The sequence below is a fragment of the Sphingosinicella sp. genome, from assembly GCF_013911755.1.
GTDB lineage: Bacteria > Pseudomonadota > Alphaproteobacteria > Sphingomonadales > Sphingomonadaceae > Sphingosinicella.
The window spans coordinates 1-17,322 of sequence record NZ_JACESP010000019.1 but is presented as its reverse complement, the minus strand read 5'-3'; the positions used below and the strand labels follow the sequence as shown (position 1 = coordinate 17,322).

General features: G+C 65.7%; 15 protein-coding genes. 9 read left to right on the top strand and 6 right to left on the bottom strand.

The window, feature by feature from the left end; all coding sequences use genetic code 11:
- Positions 1-14: 14 nt before the first annotated feature.
- Together H2052_RS13120 and argJ are read right to left on the bottom strand one after the other, a co-directional pair.
- Complete coding sequence (locus H2052_RS13120) at positions 15-1,226, bottom strand: TCR/Tet family MFS transporter (RefSeq protein WP_293782394.1); 1,212 nt, start codon at positions 1,224-1,226, stop codon at positions 15-17.
- A 50-nt stretch (positions 1,227-1,276) separates the two neighbouring features.
- Entirely contained in the window at positions 1,277-2,515 is a 1,239-nt protein-coding gene (gene argJ, locus H2052_RS13115) for a bifunctional glutamate N-acetyltransferase/amino-acid acetyltransferase ArgJ (protein ID WP_293782392.1), read from the bottom strand.
- Positions 2,516-2,700: 185 nt separating this feature from the next.
- Between argJ and H2052_RS13110 the strand changes: the two genes are divergently transcribed.
- From H2052_RS13110 to H2052_RS13095, 4 genes are read left to right on the top strand one after another with little or no spacing between them, the layout of a single operon-like run.
- Complete coding sequence (locus tag H2052_RS13110) at positions 2,701-4,092, top strand: circularly permuted type 2 ATP-grasp protein (protein WP_293782390.1); 1,392 nt, start codon at positions 2,701-2,703, stop codon at positions 4,090-4,092.
- Entirely contained in the window at positions 4,093-5,049 is a 957-nt protein-coding gene (locus H2052_RS13105) for an alpha-E domain-containing protein (protein ID WP_293782388.1), read from the top strand.
- Positions 5,049-5,867, top strand: a complete 819-nt coding sequence (locus tag H2052_RS13100) for a transglutaminase family protein (RefSeq protein WP_293782386.1) — start codon at positions 5,049-5,051, stop codon at positions 5,865-5,867. Before H2052_RS13105 ends, H2052_RS13100 begins: the two co-directional genes overlap by 1 nt.
- A gap of 13 nt (positions 5,868-5,880) precedes the next feature.
- Positions 5,881-6,606 (top strand): peptidase, encoded by a 726-nt coding sequence (locus H2052_RS13095; RefSeq protein ID WP_293782384.1) that lies wholly within the window; start codon positions 5,881-5,883, stop codon positions 6,604-6,606.
- Positions 6,607-6,610: 4 nt separating this feature from the next.
- On the opposite strand, the gene H2052_RS13090 is transcribed toward H2052_RS13095, so the two are convergent.
- The 4 genes from H2052_RS13090 to H2052_RS13075 all read right to left on the bottom strand — a co-directional run bounded on the left by H2052_RS13090 (position 6,611) and on the right by H2052_RS13075 (position 10,556).
- Positions 6,611-7,012, bottom strand: coding sequence for a thioesterase family protein (locus tag H2052_RS13090; protein ID WP_293782382.1), 402 nt, complete (start codon positions 7,010-7,012; stop codon positions 6,611-6,613).
- A 129-nt stretch (positions 7,013-7,141) separates the two neighbouring features.
- Positions 7,142-7,735, bottom strand: a complete 594-nt coding sequence (locus tag H2052_RS13085; protein WP_293782380.1) for a PEP-CTERM sorting domain-containing protein — start codon at positions 7,733-7,735, stop codon at positions 7,142-7,144.
- A 149-nt stretch (positions 7,736-7,884) separates the two neighbouring features.
- Positions 7,885-8,874: a copper resistance protein B gene (locus H2052_RS13080; protein ID WP_293782378.1), complete on the bottom strand. Its 990-nt coding sequence runs from the start codon at positions 8,872-8,874 to the stop codon at positions 7,885-7,887.
- Positions 8,871-10,556 (bottom strand): copper resistance system multicopper oxidase, encoded by a 1,686-nt coding sequence (locus H2052_RS13075; RefSeq protein WP_293782376.1) that lies wholly within the window; start codon positions 10,554-10,556, stop codon positions 8,871-8,873. The genes H2052_RS13080 and H2052_RS13075 overlap by 4 nt, the downstream gene beginning before the upstream one ends.
- A 136-nt stretch (positions 10,557-10,692) precedes the next feature.
- Here H2052_RS13075 and H2052_RS13070 point away from each other — a divergent pair, with 136 nt between their 5' ends.
- From H2052_RS13070 to H2052_RS13050, 5 genes are all read left to right on the top strand, one after another.
- On the top strand, positions 10,693-12,816 hold the full coding sequence (locus H2052_RS13070; protein ID WP_293782523.1) for a copper-translocating P-type ATPase: 2,124 nt from the start codon (positions 10,693-10,695) through the stop codon (positions 12,814-12,816).
- Positions 12,813-13,208: a Cu(I)-responsive transcriptional regulator gene (cueR, locus tag H2052_RS13065; RefSeq protein ID WP_293782374.1), complete on the top strand. Its 396-nt coding sequence runs from the start codon at positions 12,813-12,815 to the stop codon at positions 13,206-13,208. The genes H2052_RS13070 and cueR overlap by 4 nt, the downstream gene beginning before the upstream one ends.
- A 6-nt stretch (positions 13,209-13,214) precedes the next feature.
- A complete protein-coding gene (locus tag H2052_RS13060; protein WP_293782372.1) occupies positions 13,215-13,574 on the top strand; it encodes an energy transducer TonB in 360 nt (119 codons plus the stop codon).
- An 81-nt stretch (positions 13,575-13,655) separates the two neighbouring features.
- Positions 13,656-16,325 carry a preprotein translocase subunit SecA gene (secA, locus tag H2052_RS13055; protein WP_293782370.1) on the top strand — a complete coding sequence of 890 codons (2,670 nt, stop codon included), beginning with the start codon at positions 13,656-13,658 and terminating at the stop codon, positions 16,323-16,325.
- Positions 16,326-16,351: 26 nt separating this feature from the next.
- The coding region (locus H2052_RS13050) for an amidohydrolase family protein (protein WP_293782368.1) at positions 16,352-17,322 on the top strand (971 nt) is incomplete at its 3' end.

The window sequence follows — 17,322 nt, the reverse complement described above, 5'->3', positions numbered from 1 at the left end:
GTTGAGGGCGGAGGCTAAGCAGCCTCCGCCAACGCCGCGCGGCGGCTGACGAATGCCGCCAGCAGCGCACCGGTCGCCAGAATGCCCGCCGCGATCAGGAAGCTGACGCCTGGCGCATCACCCACGGTCATTTCATACATCCAGCCGAAGAACAGCGGCGAGGCGATGCCAGCGATGCTGCCGACGCTCATGTTCGCGCCCTGCAGCTGGCCCTGCTCGCTTTCCGAAACGCGGCGCGTCATCAGCGATTGCAGCGTCGGCATCGCGAGCGCCCAGAGCGCGTTCGGGAATAGCGCGAGCGTGAACAGCAAGCCGGTGGGCGCAAGGCCCATGCCTGCAAGGCCGAGGCTCCCCATCACCAGCCCCGCCACCATCGTGCGCCGGTCGCCCCAGCGCTTTACCGCGGGTCCTACCAGCATCGCTTGCACGATCATTTCCAGAATGCCCGCAAGCGCCAGCGCGAAACCGAGGTACATCGGCGTCCAGCCGTGCGTGTGCGCGGCATAGAGCACGAACACCACGGAGAAGACGTGGTGCGCGAAATAGAGGAGGAAGTTCACAACCGCGAGGCCGGACAGCTCCGGATGCGAGCGCAGCAGCTTCAGCGCGCCGAACGGGTTCGCGCGCGTCCATGAAAACGCCATGCGCCGCTCGCGCGGCAACGATTCGGGCAGGATGAACAGGCCGTAGAGGAAGGTGATGCCAGAGAGCGCCGCCGCCGCCCAGAAGGGCGCGCGGGGGCTGATCTCGCCGAGCACGCCGCCGATCAGCGGTCCGGCGATGAACCCCGCGCTGAACGCCGCGCCGACAAGGCCGTAGCCCCGCGCGCGCTCTTCGGGCGCGGTGATGTCGGCCATGTAGGCGAATACGGCGGTGAAGCTTGAAGAGGTTATGCCGCCGATCATGCGGCCGACGGCGAGCCACCAGAGGTCTGGTGCCAGTGCCATCAGAATCCAGTCGAGCGTCAGGCCGGCGGTCGAAATCAGGATCGTCGGCCGGCGCCCGTAGCGGTCGGAGATCGATCCGATGATCGGCGAGCAGAGAAACTGCATCCCTGCCCAGATCGCGACCATGATGCCGTTCCAGTACCCGGCCGCCGCCTCGGACCCCGCGAAACCCTCAATGAGGGCGGGGAGCACGGGGATCACAAGCCCCATCGCCATCACGTCGAGAACGGCGACGGCGAGAATGAATGCGATCGCAGGACGGGAGGACGCAGACGACATGGCCCGGCGCTCATAGCCGCGCGCGGGCGCGCCGTCACGCAGCGAAGATGTCAGCTCCGATAGTCGGCGTTGATCGAGATGTAGCCGTGCGTCAGGTCGCAGGTCCAGACCGTGGCGCGGCCCTGCCCAAGGCCGATGTTTACACCGATCTCGATCTCCTGACCTTTCAGATGCGCGGCGACCGGCGCCTCGTCGTAGCCGTCGACGACCATCCCGTCCTTTGCGACCACTGTATTGCCGAAGCGCACCGAGAGCTTGTCGCGGTCGGCGGGTTCGCCGGCCTTACCGACCGCCATCACCACGCGGCCCCAGTTGGCGTCCTCGCCCGCCACTGCCGTCTTCACGAGCGGCGAGTTCGCGATCGAGAGCGCGATGCGCTTTGCCGAGGCGTCGTCTGTTGCGCCTTCCACGTTCACGGCGATCAGCTTCTGCGCGCCTTCGCCGTCGCGCACCACCTGCTGCGCGAGGTCGCGGCAGACCTGCGTGAGCGCGGCCTGGAACGCGGCGGCGCCCGGCGAGTCGGGTCCGGTGATCTCGGCGTTCTTCGCGGCGCCGGTCGCGAAGGCGAGGAGCGTGTCGCTCGTTGAGGTATCGCTGTCCACGGTGATCGCGTGGAAGCTGAGGTCGGTCGCCGCTGCCAGCATCGTCTTCAGGTACGCGGGGGAGACCGCAGCGTCGGTGAAGACGAAGGCGAGCATCGTCGCCATGTCGGGCGCGATCATGCCCGAGCCCTTGGCGATGCCGACGACCGCGACGGTGCGGTCGCCGATGATGGCGGTGGCGCCGGCGCCCTTCGCAAACGTATCGGTCGTCATGATCGTCGAGGCGGCGTGCAGCCAGCTGGCGTCGGAGCCCACCGAGAGCTTGCTGAACGCCTGCCGGAGGCCGTCCTTTGCCTTGTCCTCGGGAAGGGGCACGCCGATCACGCCGGTCGAGGCGAGGAAGATTTCGTCTTGCGCCACACCGAGTTCGCCAGCGACCGTTTCGAGGATCATGTCGCACGCGGCCTTGCCGCGGCGGCCGGTGAAGGCGTTCGAGTTGCCCGCGTTCACGACGAGTGCGCGCGCCTTGCCCTGGGGAAGCGCGCTTCGGCACCATTCGACCTCCGGCGAGGGGCACTTCGATGTCGTCGTCAGCCCGGCAACAACGGTGCCCTCCGCGAACTCGCCGAGCAGCATGTCGGCCCGGTCCCAGCTCTTGTATCCCGCGCGGGCGGTCGCGAGGCGCACGCCTTCGATGTCGGGCAATTTCGGGAATTTTTCGGGGGCCAGCGGCGAACGGTCGTGCATCATTGTCCTCGTGAATGGAACTGCTGCCGGTTTAGGCCACTGCGGCGTTTTGGTCGAGCCGCAAGAGGGGACTCGCCAACCGGATTCCACCACGTTAGGCTCCGGTCCAACGATAACGACCAAGCGGCGAGCAGAGACGAAGGAGCGCAGGTTCAAAGGGGAAACACATTTCGACGTTCAACGAAATGTACGATGGAGAAACGGTTCGCGCGCCCTATCTCGACCTATCCGGTTGGGTGTCGGACATGCCGCCGGAACTCCTCGATCTGAAGCGCGCCGAGGCTGACGCCCTGTTCCGCCGCATCGGCATCACCTTCGCGGTGTATGGCGAAGGCGGCGATCCTGAACGGCTCATTCCTTTCGACATTTTTCCGCGCGTGTTCACCGCGCACGAATGGCGGCGGCTGGAGCGCGGCGTGAAGCAGCGCGCGCAGGCGCTGAACGCCTTCCTTCGCGACGTCTACGACCGCGCCGAGATCGTCCGCGCCGGACGCATCCCGGCGGAACGCATCTTCCAGAATGCCGCTTACGAGCCTGCGGTCGTGGGCATCCAGCCGCCGCGCGGCATCTACAGCCACATCGTCGGCGTCGACATCGTGCGAACAGGCCCCACCGATTTCTTCGTGCTTGAGGACAATTGCCGCACGCCGTCGGGCGTCTCCTACATGCTGGAGAACCGCGAGATCATGATGCGCATGTTCCCGGATCTCTTTCAGCGGAACCGTGTCGAGCCCGTCGACGACTATCCGAACCAGCTGCGCCGCACCTTGATGAGCGTTGCGCCCGGAAGCTGCAAAGGCGAGCCGACCGTCGTGCTGCTCACCCCGGGCTCGCTCAACAGCGCCTATTACGAACATTCGTTTCTTGCCGATCAGATGGGCGTCGAACTCGTCGAGGGGCAGGATCTCTTCGTCGACGGCGACCATGTCTACATGCGCACGACGATGGGGCCGAAGCGCGTCGACGTGATCTACCGCCGCATCGACGACGACTTCCTCGATCCTCTGTGCTTCCGCCCCGATTCGATGCTGGGCGTGCCGGGGCTGATGAACGTTTACCGCTCAGGCAATGTCGCGATCGCTTCGGCGCCGGGCGCGGGCGTGGCGGACGACAAAGCGATCTACACATACGTGCCGGAGATGATCCGCTTCTACCTCGGCGAGGAGCCGGTGCTGGCGAACGTGCCGACGTGGCAGTGCGGCAATCCCGACGATCTCGCCTACGTGCTCGGGAATCTTTCCGATCTCGTCGTCAAGGAAGTCCACGGCTCGGGCGGATATGGAATGCTGGTCGGGCCCGCTGCGACGCGTGCCGAGGTCGAGGCCTATGCGCGGCGCATCAAGGCCAACCCATCGGAATTCATTGCGCAGCCGACGCTGTCGCTGTCGACGACGCCAACCTATGTCGAGTCCGGCCTCGCGCCGCGTCATGTCGACCTCCGACCCTACTGCCTTGTCGGCGAACGCATCCATCTTTGCGCGGGCGGGCTGACGCGCGTCGCGCTTCGCGAAGGGTCCCTCGTGGTCAACTCCTCGCAGGGCGGCGGCGTGAAAGACACGTGGGTGCTGGCGGACTGAATGACCATGCTGAGCCGCACTGCCGAGAACCTGTTCTGGATGACCCGCTACATGGAGCGGGCCGAGACGATGGCGCGGCTTCTGGAGGTCGGCTACCGCATCGCGCTGATGCCTTCCGCGGGCGCCGGGCACCAGAATGACTGGGCGTCGATCCTGGCTGCCGCAGGCGGCGCGGCCGCGTTTGCCTCACGTTACGGGGAGACTACGCCCGCCACTGTGGAAGCGTTTCTGTTTTTCGATCGCGAGAACACCTCCTCGGTCGCAAACTGCATCGCCCGCGCGCGCGACAATGCGCGCGTCGTGCGCACCGCCGTTACCAGCGAAGTGTGGGATGCGCTGAACGGCGCCTTCCAGGATATGAAGGCCTTCGAACGGCGCGGGCCGGGCCGGGCCGACCTGATGACGCTCTGCGACTGGACGAAGCGGCAGACGGCGCTGCTGCGCGGCGCCATCGAGAACACGCAGCTGCAGCAGGACGGCTACGACTTCATGAACCTCGGCTATTACATCGAGCGTGCCGACAACACGGCGCGGATGCTTGATGTGAAATACTATGTGCTGCTGCCGGTGACGGACCGTGTCGGCGGCGGCATCGATAATTACCAGTGGACGACGCTCTTGCGCGCCATGTCGGTGTTCCGCGCCTTCCACTGGGCTTACGGCGGGGATTACACGCCGGGGAAGATCGCGCACTTCCTCCTTCTCAACAAATCCTGCCCACGTTCGCTCATCCACTGCGCGGAGCAGGTGAACTACCACCTCGCGCGCCTCTCCCGCGCCTACGGCCAGCGCACGACGCCGCACCAGACCGCGCGCACGATCCTCGCCGAACTTGCCGACGCCGATATCGACGACATCGTCCTTTCAGGTCTCCACGAATTCCTCACCAGCCACATCCGCCGCACTGCCGCGCTTGGCAGCGAGATCGCGGACACATACCTGTTCGGAGGGCGGTGATGCGTCTCTCCGTCTCGCACGTCACGCGCTACCGCTACGCCGCGCCGATCCGTCAGGTTGTGCAAAGCCATCGCCTCACGCCTTCGCGCTTTGCCGGTCAACGCACGCTCGACTGGAAGGTAGAGGTGGAGGGAGGCCGCTTCTCGCAGCCCTTCACGGATGGGGCGGGGGATACGATCCGGACCATGTCGATCCACGGCGCGGTCGAGGCGGTCGATATTCATGTGACGGGTACGGTCGAAACCGTCGATCTCGCAGGCGTCCTCAAAAACCACGCCGAACGCATCTCGCCGCGCGTCTACCTTCGCACGACGCGCGCAACGCGGCCGGATGCCGCGCTCAGGAAACTTGCGGCAAAGGCTGTCTCGGGTATTCCCGAACCCGCCCGTCTCGACCGCGCGCACGCCCTCTCCGCCGCCGTCGCCGACGGCATCGTGTATGCGCCGGGCGAAACACACGCGCACACGACGGCGGCCGAAGCGCTCGCGCTTGCGCTGGGCGTCTGCCAGGATCACACGCACGCGCTCATTGCCTGTGCGGTGTCGGTCGGCATTCCCGCGCGCTATGTGTCGGGCTACCTTTTCGCCAATGCTGACGGCGTTGCACACGAGGCGAGCCACGCTTGGGCGGAGCTTCATATCGAGGGGCTGGGCTGGGTGGGGTTTGACGCGGCCAACCGCTGCTGCCCCGACGAACGCTATATCCGCCTCGGCTCGGGCACCGATTCGGTGTCTGCAGCGCCGATCCGGGGCGTCTCGTTCGGTACCGCGAACGAAGATCTCGACGTGACCGTTGCGGTTACCGCGGTGCAGCAATAAAGGTTGCAGCACCATGACATACTGCGTCGGCGTCCTTCTCAACGATGGCATCGTGCTCCTCTCGGACACGCGCACCAATGCCGGTTTCGACAACATCGCCAGCTACAAGAAGATGTTCGTGTTCGAGGAGCCGGGCGAGCGCGTGATTGCGCTGACGACCGCAGGCAGCCTTTCGGTGACCCAGACGGTGATCGCGCGTCTGCGCGACGCGATCGACGATCCCGATCAGACCGAAACGCCTTCGATCATGAAGGCCTCAACGATGCTGGAGGTGGCGCACATCGTTGGCGACACGCTTTCGCAGGTCACGTCCGAGGTTTCCGAAAAGCTTGAACGCATGAAGCAGGGGGCGAGCGCCTCGATGATCCTCGCCGGGCAGCGCAAGGGCGGCGGCCCGCGCATGTTCCTGATCTACCCGGAAGGCAATTTCATCGAGGCGACGGAAGACACGCCCTTCCTGCAGATCGGCGAGCACAAGTACGGCAAGCCCATCCTCGACCGCGTGGTCAGGAAGGACATGCCGATCGACGACGCGCGCAAGGCGCTGTTGCTGTCGATGGATTCGACGCTGCGTTCGAACCTGTCCGTCGGGATGCCGCTCGATCTCACCGTGCTGCGCAAGGACGAGTTCAAGGTCTCGGAAGCTCATCGTTTCGAGCCGGGCGACCCGGGTTTCTCCGCCATGTCTGAAGCGTGGAGCCGCACGCTCCGCGAGGGGTTCTCGCGGATAGAGATCTGATCGGTCAGGGTTTGCCGAAAAAACGCTCGATGACGTTTTCGGCGAGCCGTGCCGGGCGCAGTGTTTCCGCGTCCACACAGCACCAGCTCGATTTCACCTCGGCGAGCACCTCCTCGCCGCGCTTGATGATCGTTTCATAGAACGCTCGCGCGCCATGCACCTTTTCAAGGAGCACCGTGGCGATCACCTCGTCGTCGAGGAAGGTGGGGCGCCGATAAGTGATCTCGTGCTTCAGCGCGACCCAGAGGTGCGCGGCGACCGCCTCGGCGGGCGCGAAGCGCTGCCAGTGGCTTAGCACGGCGTCCTGCACCCATTTCAGGTAGCTCGCGTTGTTCACGTGCCCCATGAAGTCAATATCGGCGGGGCTGATTTCGATCGCGTAGCTGAAGGGGGCGGGTCCGGACATGCATGGAATATAGTAGGTGCGCCGCGAATTTACGAGCGGGCCGTGATTTTGGACAGTATGCCGCAGGCCCAAACGAAAGGCGCCGCCGGAGAAGTCTCCGGCGGCGCCTTTGCGTGACGAAGCTGTCGCTTACGCGGCCTTGCGGCGGCGCGCGGCGCCAAGGCCGACGAGGCCGAGACCGAAGAGCGCAAGCGCGGCCGGCTCCGGTACCTCGACGGGCGCGACGACCTTCACGGCCTTCACCGTTGCCTTCACGCCGATTGGCGCAAAGAAATCGATGCCGGCGAGGTCGTGGAAGTCCACGGTGAATTCGGAACCGTCTGCAGTGACGATCGTGGAAATGTCGTCCCAAACCAGCGAGCCGCCGGTGATGATGCCGCCAGCAGTGATGTAGTAGGCTTCACCGCCCGAAGAGGCCGAACCGGCGATCGGCTCGAAGAACGCAAGCGTCGCGGTGAAGGTGGCGTGACCCGCGCCGAAGCCGCTCGGCGTGATCTGGCCGAAGTTGAACGTGTAGCCTTCGCCTTCCTCAAGTGAGAACGAGAAGTCGCTCCCGAACGAGAGGCCGCTGGAAACGCCACACCAGCCGAGGCAGCTGCTCGTGTCCACGGTGAGGCTGGAGCCGCCCTGATCGACGTCGAAAACGAGGCCGGCGTTGGCGGGGGCGGCGAAAGCGGTGATGCCCAGCAGGGCGGTCGCCGTGGCGACTTTCAAAATGTTCATATTTTTTCTCCAAGCAAAGCAACAATTTGATAAAGTTAACCATGCAATGCACATGCCATGCGGGAAAAATTTGCGGCGTTCTGCGCGATACGGAGTCAGGCTTTGTTACGACTCCGTAAGAACTGTTAAAAATTCCGACGCTCTCGCGCTCAGAACCAGGTGCGCACGCCGACGAGCCAGCGCACGGCGTCCACGTCTTCGCCCGCCGCGCGCGCAAAATCCGCCGTGTCGTCAATCTTCCGGTGCCATTCGGCGCCCACATAGGGCCGGAACTGCGGCACGAATTCATAGCCGAGCCGAGCGCCTGCCTCGATCGCGGAGAGGCCCGCGCCGATCCCGTATTCGGGGATGTCCTGCGCCGAAAGCTCCACCTCGATGCGCGGCTGCAGGGTCAATTTCTGCGTCAGCCGCTGGTCGTATTCGGCTTCGATGCGCGCGGTGACGTCGCCCTTCGTGGAGAGGAAGACGGCGGCGTCCACCTCGAACTTGTAGGGCGCGAGGCCCTGGATGCCGATCACCGCGTGCGCGCGGTCCGGCTCCGGGCGGATGTCGTAGCGCACGCCCGCCTGCAGATCGAAGAACGGGCCGACCGCGTGGCTCCACAGTGCCTGCACCTCGGCGGATTCGATCGCGCCGCCGAAGGCGCCTTCACCTTCGGTCTTCCACCAGAACTTGTCGATGTCGCGGCCGATCCAGCCCTGCACGTCCCACAAATAAGTCTCGTGGCCTTTCCCGAACCCGGCTTCAAGCCGATCGACGATGGTCTTCGCCACCGTCATGCCGCCCGTTTCCTTGTAGAGTGCGGCGCGCGCGGCGGCCATCGTGTCGGCGCCGAACACGGCGTCGGCGGCATGGGCCGCGCCGGAGGTCGCTGCGGCGGGCGGCGGGCCTTTCGGGATGGCGGGGCCGGAAGGGGCGGCGCCGTGCCCCGCGTGCGGGTCCGCTGCCGGCTGCGGCATGACGTGCCCGGCATGGGGATCCTGGGCTTGCGGCATCGCATGGCCGGCATGAGGGTCATCTGCCTGCGGCATGACATGGCCCGCGTGCGGATCGTCGGCGGGCATCTGATGCTGCGAATGGTCCTGCGCGAAAGCCGGGCCAGCGGTGCCGATCAGGAGGAGAGCGATCAGCCGCTTCATGCCGCGTCTCCCGCACCATCCATGGGCCGCACCGTCACCACGTTGAACATGCCGAGGTGCATGTGCATCAGCAGGTGGCAGTGGAAGGCCCAGTCGCCGGGCGCGTCGGCGGTGAGGTCGAAGGAGACCTTGCCGCCGGGCAGCACGTTCACCGTGTGCTTCCTCGGGTGGTGGCCCTCGTGGCCGTTCACGACTTCGAAGAAATGGCCGTGCAGGTGGATGGGGTGCGCCATCATCGTGTCGTTCACCAGCGTCACGCGCACGCGCTCGTTGCGTTCGAAGCGGAACGGCTCGGTCACCGGGCTGAACTGCTCGCCGTTGAACGACCACATGTAGCGTTCCATGTTGCTCGTCAGGTGGATTTCGAGGCTGCGCGAAGGCGGCCGCGTGTCCGGGTTCGGCGCCAGCGCGACAAGATCGGTATAGACGAGCACGCGGTGCGTCTCGTCCTCCAGGCCAAGGCCGCGATCGCCGACGCGGTCCACGGGCATCGGCGCGATCATATCGACGCCGGGGCTGAGCTTCACGCCCGCGCGCGCCGCATTCTCCGGGTCGCGCATCTTCATGGAATGCCCCATTGCGGCGTGGTCGCCGCCGCTGCCGTGACCCATGTCCTTCATCGAAAGCGTCGGGCGTTCGCGCAGCTTCGGCACCGGCGCGCTCATGCCCATACGGGGCGCGAGCGTCGCACGCGCCATGCCGGAGCGGTCCACGCTCTCGGCGGCGAGCGTGTAGGCGGCGTCCCCCGGCGTCACGATCACGTCGTAGGTCTCGGCGACGCTGATCTGCAGTTCGTCGGTCTCCACCGGCCGCACGTTCTCGCCGTCCGCGTTCACCACGGTCATGGGCAGGCCGGGGATGCGGACGTTGAAGATGGTCATCGCCGACGCGTTGATGATGCGCAGCCTTACGCGCTCACCGGGCGTGAAGAGCCCGGTCCAGTTCTCCGCAGGACCGTGGCCGTTCACGAGATAGGTGTAAGTGGCGCCCGTCACGTCCGAAATGTCGGCGGGGCTCATGCGCATCGCGCCCCATTCCAGCCGCTCTTTCAGGCTCTGGCCCCTGCCTGCCGCAAGCTCGGCGAAGTTGGGGTTGTCGCGTCGGAAGAACTCCGCGTCCTGCTTCAGCTTTTTCATGATCGCGTGCGGATGCATGAAGCTCCAGTCCGAAAGCACGATCACGTGCTCGCGGTCGTAGGCGACCGGATCGGCGTCCGCCGGGTCGATGACGATGGGGCCGTAGTGGCCCATCGCCTCCTGCAGGTTCGAATGGCTGTGGTACCAATAGGTGCCCGACTGGATCACCGGAAATTCGTAGGTGAAGCTCGAATGCGGCGCGATGCCGGGGAAGCTGATGCCCGGTACGCCATCCATCTGGAAGGGCAGCAGCAGGCCGTGCCAGTGGATCGAGGTGTCTTCATCGAGATGGTTGGCGACGATCAGCCGCGCGGTCTGGCCTTCTTTCAAACGGATGAGCGGCGCGGGCAGCGTGCCGTTCACGGTCACCGCGTGGCCGGTGCGGCCGCCGACGGTGAAGGGCGTGTGGCCGACGTTCAGCCGAATCTCGGGGCTGGAAAGCATTGATGCCAGCCCGGGCGTGCCGCTGCGTGCCCAAGCAGGGAAGAGAGCCGTCGCGCCGATACCGCCGATCAGCGCGCGCCGGGAAAGGGAGAGTCCGTTCATGGAGGCAGGTTTGCACCTTGACACCGTGATAAGGTCAAGGGGCTCTTGACCCTCACATCGTGTAAAGGTTCAATGTGCCGGCAAGAGGAGATTTTCAGTGTCCGATTGCTGCAAACACCACGATCATCAACAGAGTATGCCGGTCGACCCCGCAACCGTGGCGCCCGGCGCCATGTGGATCTGCCCGATGCACGCGCAGATTCGGCAGGACGGGCCGGGTACGTGCCCGATCTGCGGCATGGCGCTGGAGCCCGAGTCGCCGTCACTGGACGACGCGCCAAACCCTGAGCTGATCGATTTCACGCGGCGCCTGTGGGTCGCCGCCGCGCTCGCGCTGCCGCTGTTCGTGCTGGCGATGGGCACGGATATGCTCGGCTGGCACCTGCTGCCGATGCGCACGATGAGCTTCGTCCAGCTCGCGCTCGCGACGCCGGTCGTGCTGTGGGCGGGGTTGCCGTTCTTCGAGCGCGCGCTCCAGTCGCTCCGCACGCGCAATCTCAACATGTTCACGCTCATCGGCCTCGGCGTCGGGGTGGCTTATGCCTACAGCGTCGTCGCGACGCTCGCGCCCGGCCTGTTCCCCGAAAGCCTGATGGTGCATGGGCAGGTGCCCGTGTATTTCGAGGCGGCAGCGGTGATCGTTGCGCTCGTGCTGCTCGGGCAGGTGCTCGAGCTGCGTGCCCGCGCCGCGACCGGCAAAGCGATCAAGGCGCTGCTCGGCCTCGCGCCGAAGCACGCGCGCCGGATAGCACCGGACGGGGGCGAGGCGGATGTGGACATCGGTCACATCGCCGTCGGGGACCTCTTGCGCGTGCGCCCCGGCGAGAAGATACCCGTGGACGGCATCGTCGAAGAGGGGCGCTCGTCGGTCGACGAATCGATGCTGACGGGCGAGTCGCTGCCCGCCGAAAAGGCGCCCGGCGACGCGGTGACGGGCGCGACAGTGAACGGCACCGGGATGCTCGTCGTCCGCGCGGCGCGCGTGGGCAGCGACACGATGCTTGCGCAGATCGTCCGCATGGTGGCGGAAGCGCAGCGCTCGCGCGCACCGATCCAGAGCCTCGCCGACACGGTTTCGGGCTGGTTCGTGCCCGCCGTCGTGCTGGTCGCCATCCTTGCCTTCGCCGTGTGGCTGTTCGTGGGGCCGGAGCCGCGCCTCGCCCACGCGCTCGTCGCGGGCGTTTCGGTGCTCATCATCGCCTGCCCCTGCGCGCTCGGGCTCGCGACGCCGATGTCGATCATGGTCGGCACCGGGCGCGGCGCGGCGGCGGGCGTGCTTGTCCGCAACGCCGAAGCGCTGGAGCGCATGGAAAGGGTCGACACGCTCGTCGTCGACAAGACCGGCACGCTGACGCTGGGCAAGCCGCGCCTCGTCGGCATCGAAGGCGCTGACCCGGACACGATGCTGCGTCTCGCCGCCTCGGTCGAACGCGGCAGCGAACATCCGCTTGCCGCCGCCATCGTCGATGCCGCGGAAGAGCGCGGCATTGCCCTCGGCGATGTTTCGGATTTCGCGTCCGAAACGGGCAGGGGCGTCTCGGGGATGGTGGATGGCCGCCGCGTGATGCTCGGCAACCGCGCGATGATGGGGGGCCTCGATACGTCCGCGCTCGACGCGAAGGCCGATGCCCGGCGCGCGGCGGGCGAGGGCGTGATGTACCTCGCGGTCGATGGCGTCTTCGCAGGCTTTCTCGCCGTCGCCGATCCAGTGAAGGACAGCGCGGCGGAGGCGATTGCCGCGCTCAAGCGTGAAGGATTGCACATCGTCATGCTCACCGGCGACAACCGGAAAACCGCCGAAGCCGTGGCGAAGCGGATCGGCGGTATCGACGAAGTGATCGCCGAGGTGTTGCCCGCCGACAAGCAGAAAGCCGTCGAGCGCCTGCGCGCCGAGGGGCGCATCGTGGCCATGGCTGGGGACGGCATCAACGACGCCCCCGCGCTTGCCGCTGCGAACGTCGGCATCGCGATGGGCACGGGTACCGACGTCGCGATGGAAAGCGCCAGCGTGACGCTCGTGAAGGGCGATCTTCGCGGCATCGTCCGCGCCCGGCGGCTCAGCCGCGCGGTGATGCGCAACATCCGGCAGAACCTGTTCTTCTCGTTCGTGTTCAACGCGGCGAGCGTTCCGATCGCGGCGGGCGTGCTTTATCCGGTGTTCGGGCTGCTGCTGAGCCCGATGATCGCCGGGGCGGCCATGTCGCTGAGCTCGGTCACGGTAATCGGCAATGCGCTCAGGTTGAGAGGGGTGAGACTGTGAACATCGGTGCGGCATCGAAGAAAAGCGGCGTCAGCCAGCGCATGATCCGCCACTATGAAGGTATCGGCCTCATCCCGCTGCCACCGCGCCGGGACTCGGGCTACCGGGACTATGGCGAGGACGATGTCCACCGCCTGCGCTTCATCGCCAACGCGCGCGACCTCGGCTTCGGCATCGAGGAAATCCGCACGCTTCTGGCCCTCTGGTCAGACCGGGAGCGCAGCAGCGCCGACGTGAAACGCCTCGCGCTCCAGCAGGCCGAGGCGCTCGCCGAGAAGATGAAGGCGATCGAGGCGATGCGCCGCACGCTCATCCATCTTGCAAAGGGCTGCCACGGCGATTCCCGCCCCGAATGCCCGATCATCGACGCGTTGGCGGCGCGGGTTAATTAAACGGCGATGATCGGCGGCTTATCTTTGGCGCTCGGAATAGAGCGGCCCTTGATGCGCCTTTGCCTGATCTTTCTCGGTATCATCCTGCTGCCTCAGGAGGCGACGGCAGCAGCAGATGGTGTCGTGGACGTCAGCCTGAAGATTGATACCGATGGGCGGGTGGCAGAATGCCGGGTGCTTCGGTCCAGTGGCTACGCGAAACTGGATGCCAGGACATGTGCGATACTGCGCCGCACGAAGCGCTTCGAAGCCAAACGCTATGGCGGCAGGGGTGTCGCCTACGAACGGGTGGAGACATACCGCTGGCAGGTGCCGCGCGCACCGAAACCGGTCGAGCCACAGATTCCCGAAACCCGCATTCATTGACTATAAAGCGCGCCGTTCCTATGTCGGCGGCGATGTTGGGGCCGGTCTGTGCGGCCCCGCCCTTTGCGCACAAGGTCCTTCATGCTGGGTTTTAACGCGCTCGCGAAGCGTATCTTCGGCTCTTCTAACGATCGCTACGTTCGGTCGCTCTCTCCCATCGTCCGCAAGATCAACGATCTTGAGGCCACGTTCGAGGCGCTCTCCGACGACCAGCTCAAGGCGAAGACGGATGAGTTCCGTCAGCGCATTGCCGCGGGCGAGGCGCTGGACGCGCTGCTCCCCGAAGCCTTCGCCACCGTGCGCGAGGCCTCCAAGCGCGTGCTCGGGATGCGGCATTTCGATGTGCAGCTCATCGGCGGCATCGTGCTGCATCGGGGCGAGATCGCCGAGATGCGCACCGGCGAGGGCAAGACGCTGGTGGCGACGCTCGCCACGTACCTCAACGCCATCGAAGGCAAGGGCGTCCATGTCGTCACGGTGAACGACTATCTCGCCCGCCGCGACTCCGGCTGGATGGGCAAGATCCACAATTTCCTGGGGCTTTCCGTGGGCGTCATCGTCCCGAACCTCGACGAGGCGACCCGCCGTGCCGCCTACGCTGCCGACATCACCTACGGCACCAACAACGAATTCGGCTTCGATTACCTACGCGACAACATGAAATATTCGCGCGAGTCGATGGTGCAGCGGCCTTTCAACTTCGCGATCGTCGACGAGGTCGACTCGATCCTCGTGGACGAGGCGCGCACGCCGCTCATCATCTCCGGCCCCACCGAGGACAAGACCGACCTTTATGTCGCGGTCGACGCCGTGGTGAAGGTGCTGCCGAAGGACGCCTACGAGGTTGACGAGAAGCAGAAGTCGATCACGCTCACCGAAGACGGCACCGAGGCCGCCGAGCGCGCGCTCGAGGCTGCGGGGCTGCTCGTCGGGGAGAATCTCTACGATTTCGAGAACACGCAGGTCGTCCACCACCTCAATCAGGCGCTCAAGGCCAACATCATCTTCCGCCGCGACACCGATTATATCGTGAAGGGCGGCAAGGTCGTCATCATCGACGAGTTCACGGGGCGCATGATGGACGGCCGCCGCTGGTCGGACGGTCTGCATCAGGCGGTCGAGGCCAAGGAAGGCGTCGAGATCCAGCCGGAGAACCAGACGCTCGCCTCGATCACCTTCCAGAACTATTTCCGCATGTACCCCAAGCTCGGCGGCATGACCGGTACGGCGGCGACCGAAGCCGCCGAATTCTACGACATCTACAAGCTGAACACGGTCGAGATCCCGACGAACGTGCCCGTGAAGCGCATCGACGTCGACGACGAGTTCTACAAGAACGCGCAGGACAAGTACGGCGCGATCGTCAAGGCGATCCGCGAGGCGAGCATGAAGGGCCAGCCCGTGCTCGTCGGCACCGTCTCCATCGAAAAGTCGGAAATGCTCTCCGAGTATCTCACGAAGGAGGGCGTCGAGCACAGCGTGCTGAACGCGCGCTTCCACGAGCAGGAAGCCCGCATCGTCGCGCAGGCGGGCCGTCTCGGCGCCGTCACCATCGCCACCAACATGGCGGGCCGCGGCACCGATATCCAGCTCGGCGGTAATGTCGAGTTCCGGGTCGAGGACGAGCTTTCCTCCATGCCGGAGGGCCCCGAGAAGGAGCGCGAGATCGAGCGCATCCGCGAGGAGATCGCCGCCGAACGCGAGGCCGTGAAACAGGCCGGCGGACTGTTCGTGCTCGGCACCGAGCGTCACGAGAGCCGGCGCATCGACAATCAGCTGCGCGGCCGCTCGGGCCGGCAGGGCGATCCGGGTTTCTCGCGCTTTTATCTCAGCCTTGATGACGATCTGCTGCGTATCTTCGGGCAGCAGTCGATGCTGAATCGCATGATGCAGTCGGGGCTGGAGGAGGGCGAGGCGATCGTCCACCCGTGGATCTCGAAGGCGATCGAGACCGCGCAGAAGAAGGTCGAGGCGCGGAACTACGATGTCCGCAAGCAGCTTCTGCAGTACGACGACGTGATGAACGACCAGCGCAAGGTCGTTTACGAGCAGCGCGCAGACGTGATGGATTCGGAAACGCTCGGCGACGTCGTCGCCGATATGCGCACCGAAACCGCGAACGATCTCGTCTCGCTGCACTGCCCGGCCGGAACCTACCCCGAACAGTGGAATGTCGAAGGGCTGAAGGCCGATCTTGGGCGCCTGTTCGCGCTCGACCTGCCCGTCGAGAACTGGATCGGGGAGCAGGCCGTCGATCAGGAGATCTTCATCGAGCGCATCGAGCAGGCCGCGAAGGACGCGCTTGAAGCGAAAACCGCGAACATCCCGGCCGAAACGTGGACGCAGATCGAGAAGAGCTTCCTCCTGCAGGCGATCGACCATCACTGGAAGGAGCATCTCGCGACGCTCGATGCGCTCCGCGCCGTCATCCACCTGCGCGCCTATGCGCAGAAGCAGCCGATCAACGAATACAAGCAGGAAGCCTTCGCGCTCTTTGAGCGGATGCTCGTCAACATCCGCGAGGAGGTGACGCGGATGCTCTCCCACGCGCAGTTCGAAATGGCGCCCCCGCCGCTGCCGCGCACGCCGCCCGAGTTTCTGACGACGCACATCGACCCGTTCACGGGCGAAAACGATTCGCTCGCCGCCGATCCCGCCCTGATGGCGGAGAGCGCTGCGGTCGGCCGCAATCAGCCCTGTCCCTGTGGCTCCGGCAAGAAGTATAAGCACTGCCACGGCGCGAAGGACTGAGCCTTCGCATCCAAAGGGGGGGTGAAATGCTGAAACTGGCACTTGCCGCCGCGCTGCTTTCGGGCGCGGCGCAGGCGGAAACCGTTGTGGTGACGGCGGACCGCATGGTCGATGTCGTCGGGGGCAAGACGCTCGCGAATCCGGTGGTCGTCATCACCGACGGGCGTATCGTCTCGGTTTCCGGCGGTGCGAGCATCCCGGCGGACGCGAAGCGCATCGACCTGCCCGGCATGACGATCCTGCCCGGGCTCATCGACATGCACGTCCATCTCGATAGCTCGCCCGTCTACGGCGGCTACAACAGCCTCGTCTTCACCGACAGCTTCTGGACGGTGGTGGGCGCTGCGAACGCGCGGGACATGCTGGAGGCAGGCTTCACGACCGTGCGCAACGTCGGCTCGGCGGGCTATTCGGACGTCGGGATCAAGCAGGCGATCGAGGAAGGCTTCGCCATCGGGCCGCGCATCGTCCCGGCCGCACACGCGCTCGGCGCGACCGGCGGCCACTGCGACGAGACCTTCTATCCGCCGTCCTTCGGCCGCAAGGGCGAGGCCGTGGGCGATTCGCCCGACGAACTACGCCTGCGCGTGCGCGAGCAGCGGAAGTATGGCGCAGAGGTCATCAAGGTGTGCGCCACGGGCGGCGTCTTCTCGCGCAATACCGAACCCGGCCAGCAGCAGCTTTCGGAGGCCGAGCTTCGCGCCATCGCCGACGAGGCGCACATGTGGGGCGTGAAGGTCGCCGCGCACGCGCACGGCACGTCCGGCATCAAGGCGGCGATTCGCGCCGGCATCGACACGATCGAACATGCGAGCCTGATCGATGCCGAGGGCATCCGCCTCGCGAAGGAGCGCGGGACGGCGCTGGCGATGGACATCTATAATACGGAGTACACGCAGGCTGAGGGCCGCAAGAACGGTGTGCTGGAGGACAATCTGCGGAAAGACCGCGAGATCGCCCAGATCCAGCGCGACGGCTTCCGTGCGGCCCACAGGGC